The sequence below is a fragment of the Actinoplanes missouriensis 431 genome (assembly GCF_000284295.1).
GTDB lineage: Bacteria > Actinomycetota > Actinomycetes > Mycobacteriales > Micromonosporaceae > Actinoplanes > Actinoplanes missouriensis.
In genome coordinates this window covers 7,632,186-7,644,714 of record NC_017093.1, presented here as the reverse complement: position 1 = coordinate 7,644,714, position 12,529 = coordinate 7,632,186, and the positions used below count along the sequence as shown (strand labels likewise).

The window sequence follows — 12,529 nt, the reverse complement described above, 5'->3', positions numbered from 1 at the left end:
ATCCTCCGTCACGGAGGACCGGAACCGCCAGTGCGCGGCCTCCGCCACGGCCGCACGGCTCATCTGTCAGGATTCGGGCATGGAATACGTGGTCGCCGCAGTGATCCTGCTCGTCGTCCTGGTCGTCGGCGCGGCCGGGCTGGTGGTGCCGAAGCTGCGCCGCCGGGAGCTCCCGCCGCAGTCCAAGGGCTCGACAACCACGCTGGAGCGCCCGCCGGCCGTCCCGACGGTTCCGGAGCAGGAGCTGCCGCCGCTGATCGAGCGGCCGGTCTCGCCCGCACCCGCCCCGCCCGTGGTGGCGGAGGCTCCGGTCGTCGAGCAGGCGCCGGTCGAGGAGGCGAAACCGGAGATCGAGCAGCCGGCGCCGACCGCCGGCCGCCTGGTCCGGCTGCGCGCCCGGCTGGCCCGCTCGCAGAACGCGTTCGGCCGCGGCCTGCTCACCGTTCTCTCCCGGGACCACCTGGAGGAGGAGGACTGGGAGGAGATCGAGGAGAGCCTGATCACCGCGGACGTCGGTGTCGAGGCCACTCAGGTGATCGTGGAGCGGCTGCGGGAGCGGGTCCGGATCCTCGGCACGCGGACCGTCTCCGGCGTCCGTGAGCAGCTCGCCGAGGAACTCGTGGCGGCGCTCGAGCCGGACATGGACCGCAGCCTGCGGACGACGCCGCACGAGGGCCGCCCGGCGGTCGTGATGGTCGTCGGCGTGAACGGCGCGGGCAAGACCACCACCTGCGGGAAGATCGGCCGGGTGCTGATCGCGGACGGGCGTACCGTGCTCTTCGGCGCCGCCGACACGTTCCGGGCGGCCGCCGCCGAGCAGCTCTCCACCTGGGGTGAGCGGGTCGGCGCGGAGACCGTGCGCGGCCCGGAGGGCGGCGACCCGGCGAGCGTGGCGTTCGACGCGGTGAAACGGGGTATCGAGGTCGGCGTGGACACCGTGCTCGTCGACACCGCCGGCCGCCTGCAGAACAAGGTCGGCCTGATGGACGAGCTCGGCAAGGTGAAGCGGGTCGTGGAGAAGCACGGGCCGGTCGACGAGACCCTGCTGGTGCTCGACGCCACGACCGGTCAGAACGGGCTGGAGCAGGCCCGGGTGTTCACCGAGGTGGTGGATGTCACGGGCGTGGTGCTGACCAAGCTGGACGGCACCGCGAAGGGCGGCATCGTCATCGCGGTACAGCGCAAGCTGGGCATTCCGGTGAAGCTGGTGGGTCTCGGCGAGGGGCCGGACGACCTCGCGCCGTTCGAGCCGGCCGCCTTCGTCGAGGCCCTTCTTGGCGCGGACGCGTAGGCTTCGCTTTGCTCGGCCCTCAGCCCGTCTCAAGGGCGGCGGGCGGGGTGGTCGGATGGTGATGAGGGACCCGGGAGGACGTTGGTGACGCAGGAGCCGGTGCGCGAGATACCGCTGCACGGTGGCAACGTCAGCACGGTGTCCCGGATCGGCGACACGGTCCGGCGTAACGCGGGTCCCTGGACCCCGGCCGTGCACGCACTGCTGAACCATCTGGAACGGGTCGGTTTCACGGGCTCGCCGCACGCGCTCGGCATGGACGAGAAGGGCCGCGAGGTCCTCTCCTACCTGGACGGCGAGTGCGGCGAGTACCCTCTGGCCCCGCACTGGGTCACCGAGGAGGCGCTGGTCACCGTCGGCACGATGCTGCGGATGTTCCACGACGCTCAGTACGGTTTCGTTCCCCCGCCCGGCGCGGTGTGGCGCTCGTTCGGGCCGCCGCCACCGGACACCGAGGTGATCTGTCACCACGACGCCGCGCCGCACAACGTGGTCTGGCGGCCCGACGGCACGCTCGCCCTGATCGATTTCGACCTCGCGTCGCCGGGCTCACGGCTCTACGACGTGGCGTACGCGGCGTGGACCTGGGTCCCGCTGTTCAGCGACCGTGACTCGTACACGCTCGGCTGGAAACGGCCGAACCGCCCGCGCCGGCTGCGCCTGTTCGCCGACGCCTACGGGTTGATCCCGCGGGACCGGCACCGCCTGGTCCGGACCATCCGCAAGCGGATCGTCGACCACGTCGAGGGCATCCGCCGGATGGCCGCGGCCGGTGACCCGGCGTTCGTCCGGATCGTGCACAAGGGCCATCTGCGCCGCCCGATGCGCGACCTGCGGCTGCTCGACTACGAGCGGCACACTCTCGAATACGCGCTCCGCTGACGCCTCCGCAGGACTGTGAGAGTTTCTTCACACGTCGGAAACACGCCGTCACTCGCCGGTAATCGCTCGAAGACCGTGTGCGAAACAGCGGCCCGGAATGCTTCGCCGCATCCGGCCAGGGGCGTCGCCGCCACGCTGTGCCGCGAGGGAGGGATTCCTACTTAGGAGGCCAGCGTGCCTGAAGCACCGACGATTGATACCGGCAACACCGCGTGGCTGCTCGTCTCCACCGCGCTCGTACTGCTCATGACTCCTGGACTGGCGCTGTTCTACGGCGGCCTGAACCGGTCCAAGGGCGTTCTGAATATGATGATGATGAGCTTCAGCTCGATCGGGCTCGTCTCCGTGCTGTGGTTCTTCTACGGCTTCTCGATGGCGTTCGGCACCGACCAGGGCAGTGTCGTCGGCAACATCGGTGACTACCTGGGCACCAAGACCTTCCTCGGCGAGGGCGACCTGTGGGGCGCCACCGCGGAGAACCCGAGCGGCACCGGCATCCCGCTCTACGTCTTCATGGCGTTCCAGATGATGTTCGCGGTCATCACGGTCGCCCTGATCAGCGGCGCGATCAGCGACCGCACCAAGTTCAGCGGCTGGCTGCTCTTCGCCGGCGCCTGGGCCACCCTGGTCTACTTCCCGGTCGCGCACTGGGTGTGGGGCGGCGGTTTCATCTACGACCTCGGCGCTCTCGACTTCGCCGGTGGCACTGCGGTCCACATCAACGCGGGCGCCGCGGCCCTCGCTCTGGTCCTGGTCCTCGGCAAGCGGGCGGGCTGGCCGCGTGAGGCCATGAAGCCGCACAACATCCCGCTCGTCGCGCTCGGCACCGGTCTGCTGTGGTTCGGCTGGTTCGGCTTCAACGCCGGCTCCGAGCTGACCGCCGACTCGATCACCGGTCTCGCGTTCATCAACACCCAGCTCGCCACCGCGGCCGCGGTCCTCGGCTGGCTGATCGTCGAGAAGATCCGCGACGGCAAGCCGACCCTGGTCGGCGCGTCCTCCGGCGCCATCGCCGGTCTGGTCGCCATCACCCCGGCTTGTGCCTTCGTCGCCCCGTGGGCGGCCACCCTGCTCGGCCTCGTCGCCGGTGCGGTCTGCGCCCTCGCGGTCAGCCTGAAGTACAAGCTCGGTTACGACGACTCGCTCGACGTGGTCGGCGTGCACTTCGTCGGCGGCTGGATCGGCTGCCTCTGGATCGGCCTCTTCGGTGACAGCTCGGTCAACGCGCTGGTCGCCAACGACGGCCTCTTCACCGGCGGTGGCGTCAAGCAGCTCGGCATCCAGGCGCTGAGCGCCCTGATCGTCACGGTCTACTCCTTCGTCGTCGCCTTCGTCCTGGGCTTCGTCATCAACAAGACCATCGGTTTCCGGATCTCCAAGGAGGCCGAGATCGACGGCATCGACCTCGCCGAGCACGCCGAGAGCGGCTACGACCTGTCGCCGGCCGGCGGCAGCGGTGGCGGCGCCTTCGCGATGGCGGGTCTCAAGCCCGGTTCCTCCGCCGCTCCGGAGACTTCCCCGGTCAGCGAAAAGGTATCCGGTTAAATTCTGATGGCTGCTCCGATGGAAGGACTGAGCATGAAGCTGGTGACCGCGGTCATCAAGCCGTACCAGCTCGACGCGGTGAAGGAGGCTCTGCACGCCCTGGGCGTCGCCGGGCTCACCGTGAGCGAGGTACAGGGTTACGGCCGCCAGAAGGGCCACACCGAGGTGTACCGGGGTGCCGAGTACACCGTCGAGTTCCTGCCGAAGATCAAGGTCGAGGTGCTGACCGACGAGATCGACGTCGAGAAGATCGTCGACGCCGTGATCACGGCGTCGCGGACCGGCAAGATCGGTGACGGCAAGGTCTGGGTCACGTCGGTCGACGACGTGGTCCGGGTCCGCACCGGCGAGCGCGGCCTCGACGCCCTGTAGACGACATGACGAATCCGTTGAGTGAGCCGCCGGCCCCGCCGGCCCGCCCGGCAGCCGGTGGCTCGCTCAACAAACTGCGAGACCACATCGGCGCCGCTGCCCGGGACGACCGGGCGGCGGCGCTCGACGTGTGGCTGACCGATCTCTTCCCGTCCCACGTTCCAGGCGTCAGCCTGGTCGCGGTGGGCGGCCTCGGGCGCTGCGACTGCGCGCCCTACAGCGACCTCGACCTGGTGCTGGTGCACAACGGCACCGCCGGGATCGACCGGATCGCCTCCGGCCTCTGGTACCCGATCTGGGACGCCCGGCTCGGCCTGGACCACTCCGTGCGTACCCTCCCGGAAGCTCTCTCGGTGGCGCACGACGACGTCAAGGTGGCCCTCGGCCTGCTCGACGCCCGGCACGTCGCCGGGGACGCCGCCCTCTCCGCCGAGCTGATCGCGGCGACCGGCGACCAGTGGCGGCGTACCGCGGTCCGGCTCCTGCCGCAGTTGCGCGAGCTCACCACGTCCCGCTGGACCCAGCACGGCGAGCTCGCCTTCCTGCTCGAAGGCGACCTCAAGGAGGCCGCCGGCGGCCTGCGCGACCTCACGCTGCTGCGCGGCATCGGCCGGGCCGGCATCGCCGACACCATGCGTCCCGCCGTCCGTGCGGCCGGCCTGCGCCTGCTCGACACCCGCGACGCCCTGCACCTGGCAGTCGGCCGGCGGGTGGACCGGCTGGTCGCCCAGGAACGCGCCGCGGTCGCCGGCCTGCTCGAACTGGATGACTCCGACGCGCTGCTGCGGCGGGTCTCCGGCGACGCCCGGACCATCGCGCACGCCGTCGACGACGCCTGGCGCGCGGTCGACCGGCTGCGCAGCGGCCGCCGCCGCGGTGGGCCACCGGCCGCGCCCGGCCGCCGCCCGGTCGCCCGTGACGTGGTGGAGCAGGACGGCGAGCTGGTGCTCGCGCGGACCGCGATCGGCCCGGTGCCGGACCCCAGCCTCTCGCTGCGGGTGGCCGCCGCGGCCGCCGTCGTCGAGCTGCCCATCGCCCGCGCCACCTGCGAATGGCTCGCCGCGTTCTGCCCGCCGCTGCCCACGCCCTGGCCGCCGGCCGCCCGCGCGGCGCTGATCTCGCTGCTCGGCGCCGGCCCGGGCCTGCTGCCGGCCTGGGAGACCGCCGACAGGTACGGGCTGATCGACGCCTGGCTGCCCGAATGGGCCCGGATGCGCAGCCTCCCGCAGCACCACCCGATCCACCGCTACACCCTGGACCGGCACCTGGTGCAGGCCGCCTACGAGGCCACCCGGTTCACCCGGGAGGTGGACCGGCCGGACCTGCTGCTGCTCGGCGCGTTCCTGCACGACGTCGGCAAGGGGCTGCCCGGTGACCACAGCGTGGTCGGCGCGCCGATCGCCGCCGACATCGCGGCCCGGATCGGGCTGCCGCCCGCCGACGTGGCGACCATCGAGAAGATGGTCCGCCTGCACCTGCTGCTCCCGGACGTGGCGACCCGCCGGGACCTGAGCGACCCGAAGACCATCTCGACGGTGGCCGAGGCGGTCGGTGACCCGGCCACCCTGGACCTGCTGCACGCCCTCGCCCGCGCCGACTCGCAGGCGACCGGCCCGGCCGCCTGGTCGGAATGGAAAGGCCGGCTGATGGCCGAGCTGGTCCGCCGGGTGCACACCGCGCTCGACACCGGTGAGCTGCCCGAGCCGCCCCGGCCCGACCCGGAGCTGCTGGAGGGCGGCCTGCCGGTGGTGCACCTGGACGGCGACCGGGTCGCGGTGGCCGCGGCCGACCGGCGGGGACTGCTCGCCGGGGTGGCGGCCTGCCTCGCGATGCACCGGCTGGACGTGGTGGCCGCCAACACGGCGACCGTGAACGGGCGGGCGATCGTGGAGTTCTACACGTCACCACGGTTCGGGTCGCCGTACGAGCCGGTGGCCCTCGCGGCCGACCTGCGCCGGGTCGCCGCCGGCGACGTCTCGGTGACCCAGCGGGTGCGGGCCCGCGCGATGAGCGCGCGGGGCGGCACCGCCTCGCCACGGGTGGTCTGGCAGCGTGCCGCGGCCACCGACGCCGTCGTGCTGGAGCTGCGCGCCGCCGACTCGCCGGGCCTGCTGTACCGGGTGACCTCCGCCCTTGACGAGGCCGGGGCGGAGATCCGGGCCGCTCGGATCTCCACTCTCGGCGGTGACGTGGTGGACGCCTTCTACCTGGTCGGCACCTGGGCCGACCCCGCCGAACGGGACCGCGTGGAGGCCGCCGTCCTGTCCGCCGTCTGACTCCTCTCGTCACCCCGGGCCGCCGCGTCGCGTTGAGCTGATCGACACCGCGGGATACACGGACGGAGAGTCGATGGGCGAGGCGCAGCCGGTCGGACTGCTGGACGATCACGTTACGTTGGCCGGCGCCGGGGCGGAGCTGTCGCTGCCGCACACCGCGATGCGCAACCGTTCCGTGGCGGCGCGGCGGGTTCTCGCCCGTGCGGCGACCGGCGCCTGTTCCACGTTCGAGGAGCTGATCGAGGCGGCGCGGGCCGGGGACACCCGCCGGCTGCGCAGGATCCGCCGCAAGGTCGATCCCGCGCTGCTGGCCGGCCTGGCGCAGACCATCGCGCTGCAGGACGAGCTGCCCGGCGACCGGGAGGACGCGCTGGCGCTGTACGCGCTGATCCGCACCGGTCTCGGCGCGCGGGCGATGCCACCGGCGCACCAGGCCCTGCACGCTCAGCTCGCGTACGCGTGGCAGGGGCCGGCCCAGGCCCGTGACCTGCTCGCGGCGTACCGGCGGATGCCCCGGCCGGCCCGGGAGACCCTGGAGATCGACCTCGCCAACCCGTACGCCGGTGGATCGGTCGCCGAGGAGACCTGGCTGTCCCGGTTCGGGCGGCTCTTCCCCGCGCCCGCGCCGGCGCTGATGGCGGCGCCGGAGCGGCTGCCCTTCGACCGTCTCACCACCGACCCTCCGTCACCGGTGACGGCCGATCAGCGGGTCACTGTGGTGGTGACCGCGTTCCGTCCCGGCGTCGGCCTGATCACCGCGGTCCGCTCGATCGCCGCGCAGACCTGGCGCGACCTGGAGATCCTGATCGTGGACGACGCGTCCGGCCCGGAGTACGACGCGGTCCTGGCCGAGGCAGAGGCGCTCGACGACCGGGTCCGGGTGCTGCGGCTGCCGGAGAACCGCGGCACGTATGTGGCCCGCAACGCCGGCGTCGAGGCGGCGCACGGCGAGTTCGTCACATTCCAGGACTCCGACGACTGGTCCCATCCGCGCCGCGTCGAGCTGCAGATGCAGCCGCTGCTCCAGCGCCCGGAGACGATGGCCACCACCTCGGAGGGGATCAGCGTCACCGACCAGCTGGTGATGACCCGGCCGGGCATCCGGCGCGGGCGGGTCAACGTCTCCTCGCTGCTGTTCCGCCGCGACCCGGTGCTGCGCCGGATCGGCTGCTTCGACGCGGTGCGCAAGGCCGCCGACTCGGAGTTCATGGAACGGATCGAGGCGGCCTTCGGCGCCGGGTCGGTACGGCGGGTGCCGAAACCCCTGGCGCTGATCCGGCTCTCCGAGGGGTCGCTGTCCCGGGCCGAGATCCGGGCCTACTGGATGCATCCGGCGAGGACCGCGTACATGTCGGCGTACCGCTGCTGGCACGCCTCGGGCGGGCCGCTGCGCCGCGAGCCGGGCACGACCGGACGCCCGTTCGTGGCGCCACCGCACCTCACCGGCGGATCGGCGCCACCCGGCTGGGACGTGGTGATCGCCGCCGACTGGCGGTTCCTGGCCGGCGCGCAGCGGGCCGCCCTCGCCGAGGTCCGGGCGCTGCGCGAGGCCGGCCGGTCGGTGGCGATCATGCACCTGGAGTCGCTGCGCTCGGTGGACCGGCAGCGCCGCCTGCTGAGCCCGAGCGTCCAGCAACTGATCAACACCGGTCAGGTGGCGCAGGTGCTGGAGAGCGATCGGGTCGACGCGGATCTGCTGGTGATCCGGCAGCCCGAGGTGCTCCAGTTCGCCCCCGAGGGCGGGTGCGGGCTACGGCCCCGTACCGTCGTCGTGGTCGCCGACCGGGCGCCGCAGCGGGCCGACGGCACCGACCGGCGCTACACGGTGGGCGCCGTCGGCGAGGCGGCCCGGCGGCTGTTCGGGGCCGAGCCTCTCTGGTGCTCGCCGGACCCGGGGATCCGCGCCCTGCTCGGCGCCGCGCCCTTCCCCGCGGTCGTCGAGCCGCAGGACGTCCGCCGCCCGCTGCCCGGCCCGGCCGGCCCGCCGGTGATCGGCGTCGACCTGTGCGACGCGGGGGAGTGGGCCGCCGACCTCGCCGCGACGCTCGCCGTGCCGCGCCGCTGCAAGGGCGCCGACGTGCGGGTCCGCCTGCCGGAGACCCCGCTGCGGCCCGGGACGCTGCCGGTGTCCTGGCTGGCCTACGAGCCGGGCGACCTCGATCCGCGCACATTCGCCGCGCAGCTCGACTTCTACCTGCACTTCCCGTCCGAACAGGCGCCGGAGCTGCTCTCCCGGCCGGCCCTGGAGGCGGCCGCGACCGGGTGCGTGGTGCTCGTGCCGGGACGATTGCTTCCCGCGTACGCCGAAGCCGCCGTCGCCTGTGACCCGGCCGACGTGCCCGCGGTGATCCGCCGTTTCCAGCGGGAACCCCGCCGGTACGCGGAACAGAGCCGCCGGGCCCGCGCGGCGATCGCCCGGGACCACGCGCCGGCCGCGCTGGCCGCCCGGATCAGCGCTCTCACCCCGCGGTCCGCGACACCGGCGCAACGGGTGCCCGCCGCCGGGGCGTAACGGGGTCGTGTCCACCGGCGTTACCGAGGGTGAACGCAGCGATGAGGAGTGCCCGCATGAGTTCCCTGACCCGAATCGGCCGGCGGGTCGTCCGCCGGTTGCCGAGCCTCTCCGCACGGCAGGCGGCCGCCCTGTGCGGCGCCGGTGTCCTCTGTGCCGGTGTCGCGGCTGCCGCGCTCACCGGGCACCCCCGGGTGGCGACCGCCCTCCTCGGCCTGCTCGCCGGCGTGACGCTGGCGCTGCTGCTCGTGGTGCTGCGCCGGCTCGCCGGGGTGCAGAAGGCAGGTCTCGCCGCCCAGCGTGACCTGCGCACCACCGTCGAGGAGATGCAGCGGCGCCTGGTCGCGGCCGTGGAGCGGGAACGGCTCACCGCCGGTGACCGTCATCTCGAGCTCGCCGAGGCGATCGCCCGGGTCAAGCAGGTCGCCGACCGCAAGGCCGGCTCCGCCCAGGTGCTCGGCCTGCCGCGCGAGTTCGAGGCGACCGTCCAGCTGTTCCAGGGTTTCGTGCCGCGCGCGCCGATGCCGTCCTCCGGTGACTGGGCGCTGAACCCGACCGATCTGCTGGAGCTGCTGCACCTGATCCGGATCCGCCAGCCGCGCCTCGTGCTGGAACTGGGCAGCGGCACGTCGTCGGTGTGGATCGCCTACGCGCTGGAGCAGTCCGGCGGCCGGCTGATCTCCCTCGACCACGACGCCGAGTTCGCCCGCCGTACCCGCGCGGTGCTCGCCGCACACGGGCTCACCGAGGTCGCCGAGGTCCGCGACGCGCCGCTCACGCCCGCCTCGATCGACGGCCGCGACTACCCCTGGTACGACCCGGAGACCCTCGCCGACCTGCACGACATCGACTTCGTGCTGATCGACGGGCCGCCCGCGGCGATCGGCGCCGACGCCCGCTTCCCGGCCCTTCACATGATCGAGAAGCGGCTCGCGGACCGGGCCACGCTGATCTTCGACGACGCCGGGCGCAAGGACGAGCAGGCCGCGCTGGCCGCCTGGACCGAGCGGTACGAGGGGCTCACCCGGGAAGGCGAGATCCTCGGCCGGCACGCGGTGCTGGCGTTCGCCCGTCCACCCGCGATGGCCGCCGCGCACGGCTGACAGATGACCACGACGCTCGTGCGACCCGAAGCCCGTCCGGCGCCCGCCGCGGAACCTCCCCGCCACCGGCACCGGGCGGACATCGAGGGCCTGCGGGCCGTCGCGGTGCTGCTCGTGGTGCTCGCCCACGTAGGTGTGCCCCGGCTGGCCGGCGGGTTCGTCGGAGTGGACGTCTTCTTCGTCATCTCCGGCTTCCTGATCACCTCGCTGCTCCGGGCCGAGCTGCTGCGCACCGGACGGCTCGACCTGCCCCGGTTCTACGCGCGCCGGGCCGTGCGGCTGCTGCCGCTGGCCACGCTGGTGATCGCGTCGACGCTGGCGGCAGCGTGGTGGCTGGCCCCGCCGAACAGGTTCGGCGGCTACGCGGCGGACGCGGTCGGCGCCGCCACGTACACCATGAACCTGCGCCTCGCCGACGCCGGCACCGACTACTTCGCCGACCAGGCGCCCTCGCCGTTCCAGCACTTCTGGTCGCTCGCCGTCGAGGAGCAGTTCTACCTGATCTGGCCGGTTCTGATCGGTGCCCTGGCGATCTGGGGACGCCGCCGGCGCTGGCTGCCCGGCGCGGTGCTCTCCCTCGGCACCATCGCCTCCTTCGCCTGGAGCGTGCACGAGCTCGGCCGGGCCGCCCCGTGGGCGTACTTCGGCTCGCTGAGCCGGGCGTGGGAGCTCGGCGCGGGCGCGCTTCTCGCGCTTCTCCTGACCGGTACGCGTACGAAGCGCCCGTGGCTGGGCTGGCTCGGCGCCGCCGCAGTGGTGGCCGCAGCCGTCCTCTACGACGAGGCCACCCCGTTCCCCGGCACGGCCGCCCTGGTCCCGGTGCTCGGCACGATCGCGGTGATCGCAGCAGGCGGCAACCGCCTGCTGGAGACCTGGCCGATGCGCTGGGTCGGCCGGATGTCCTACGGCTGGTACCTCTGGCACTGGCCGATGCTCTTCCTGGCGCCGGCCGGGCTGCCCGCGCGGGCCGGGTTCGCGGCCGCCGCGCTCGGGCTCGCCGCGATCAGCCACCACCTGCTGGAGAACCCGGTGCGCCACCACCGCTTCTGGCAGCCGTACCCGCGCCGCGGCCTGGGCTTCGGCTTCGTCCTGTCGGCCGCGGCCGCCGGACTGGCCGCCTTCGGCATGATCTTCCCGCCGCTGGTGCCGACCGGCGAGGCTGTCCCGGACGCCCGCCGGTTGATGGCCCGGGCCGTCGACCCGGCCGCTGAACTCAAACACATGATCGTCGCCGGGCAGTCGGCCACCAAGGTGCCGGAGAACCTGACACCGGAGTTCGAGACGGCCGCCGGTGAGCGGTCCGCGCCCCAGGACGAAGGCTGCCACGTCGGGCTGACCGGCCCGTTCGCGCCGCAGACCGACTGCGCCTACGCGGACACCGACGCCGACCGCACCGTGGTGCTGTTCGGCGACTCGCACGCGTTGCAATGGTTCCCGGCATTCGAGGACCTCGCGAAGAAACACGACTGGCGGCTGATGGTCTACACCCGCAGCGCCTGCAGCCCGGCCGACCTGGAACTGCAGGAACGCCGGGCGCAGCGCCGCTACACCGAGTGCGACACCTGGCGCCGCCAGATCATCAAGAAGATCGGGAAACTCCGGGCCGACCTGGTCGTGGTCTCCTCAAGCGTCAACTACCGCGCCCTGCTCACCGGCGAGCCGTCCGACCCCGACGCGGTGTGGCGGGCCGCCTGGCGCCGCACCCTCGACCGGCTCCAGCGCGCCGCCGGCCAGGTCGCGATCCTCGGCGACACCCCGTTCCTGGCCGGCGACCCGGCCGACTGCCTCGCCACCCGCCCAGCCGCGATCGGCACCTGCGCGCCGCCGGCCGACATGGTGGTCCTGGAGCCGGGCTGGCGAGCAATCCAGCGAGCCACCGGAAACGAGGTGGGGATCCCCACCGTCGATCCGTTGCCGTGGTTGTGCGCACAGAGGTGTCCGCTGGTGGTCGGCAATCGGCTGGTCTACCGGGACAGCAACCACATGACGTCGGCGTACGCGAGGCTGATCGCCCCGCTGCTGGACCCGAAACTCCCCTGGCACCCCCGCCCAGACCGCTAGCCCTCGCCCCGCCCGACTGCCCGGTCCACGCCGGTTCCGCGCGGCCGCTCGTGCCGGTTCCGCACTCCGCCCGCGCTGCCTTCACCGTTGCCGGCCGTCCCCGCACCGCCCCGGCCGCGCTCACACGACACTCAGCACCAGCCGGACCGGCTGGCGCTGAGTGTCGTGCACTGAGGGCCGGCCGGTCCGGCTGGTGCGGGGTGTTGTCGGTTGTGCGCTGAGGGCCGGCTGGTCCGGCTGGTGCTGAGTGCTGTCTTAGGGCCCATCAGCAGCACTGGTAGCCAGCTGGTCTTGCCGGGCTGGTCGTCAGTGCTCTTGTGCGCCCGATTTGTCCGCGCTGAGAACCAGCCGGCCTCGAAAGCTCGAAGATCCGCGAAGGGGCCGATGCTGGGGTGGTCCCGCATGCTCCAAGATCTGCGAACGGCTCGGCGTCGGTCCGGTCCTGAATGCTCCAAGATCTGCGAAATGGCGGCGCGCCAGCACAAAT

Annotated in this window: 8 protein-coding genes; all 8 read left to right on the top strand. The window is 73.0% G+C overall.

The genetic code is table 11. From position 1 onward, the window contains the following. The first annotated feature begins 79 nt into the window (after positions 1-79). Positions 80-1,291, top strand: coding sequence for a signal recognition particle-docking protein FtsY (gene ftsY, locus AMIS_RS34780; RefSeq protein ID WP_014447158.1), 1,212 nt, complete (start codon positions 80-82; stop codon positions 1,289-1,291). An 84-nt stretch (positions 1,292-1,375) separates the two neighbouring features. Next, complete coding sequence (locus tag AMIS_RS34775) at positions 1,376-2,173, top strand: phosphotransferase (protein WP_014447157.1); 798 nt, start codon at positions 1,376-1,378, stop codon at positions 2,171-2,173. A 174-nt stretch (positions 2,174-2,347) separates the two neighbouring features. Next, positions 2,348-3,718 (top strand): ammonium transporter, encoded by a 1,371-nt coding sequence (locus AMIS_RS34770; protein ID WP_014447156.1) that lies wholly within the window; start codon positions 2,348-2,350, stop codon positions 3,716-3,718. A gap of 33 nt (positions 3,719-3,751) precedes the next feature. Next, positions 3,752-4,090 (top strand): P-II family nitrogen regulator, encoded by a 339-nt coding sequence (locus AMIS_RS34765; protein ID WP_041830256.1) that lies wholly within the window; start codon positions 3,752-3,754, stop codon positions 4,088-4,090. 5 nt (positions 4,091-4,095) lie between these two features. Then, positions 4,096-6,366 (top strand): [protein-PII] uridylyltransferase, encoded by a 2,271-nt coding sequence (locus AMIS_RS34760; RefSeq protein WP_014447154.1) that lies wholly within the window; start codon positions 4,096-4,098, stop codon positions 6,364-6,366. A 73-nt stretch (positions 6,367-6,439) separates the two neighbouring features. Further along, complete coding sequence (locus AMIS_RS34755; protein WP_014447153.1) at positions 6,440-8,878, top strand: glycosyltransferase family A protein; 2,439 nt, start codon at positions 6,440-6,442, stop codon at positions 8,876-8,878. Positions 8,879-8,934: 56 nt separating this feature from the next. Next, on the top strand, positions 8,935-9,981 hold the full coding sequence (locus AMIS_RS34750; protein ID WP_051042274.1) for an O-methyltransferase: 1,047 nt from the start codon (positions 8,935-8,937) through the stop codon (positions 9,979-9,981). A 3-nt stretch (positions 9,982-9,984) separates the two neighbouring features. Next, complete coding sequence (locus AMIS_RS34745) at positions 9,985-12,042, top strand: acyltransferase family protein (protein ID WP_014447151.1); 2,058 nt, start codon at positions 9,985-9,987, stop codon at positions 12,040-12,042. Positions 12,043-12,529: the final 487 nt, after the last annotated feature.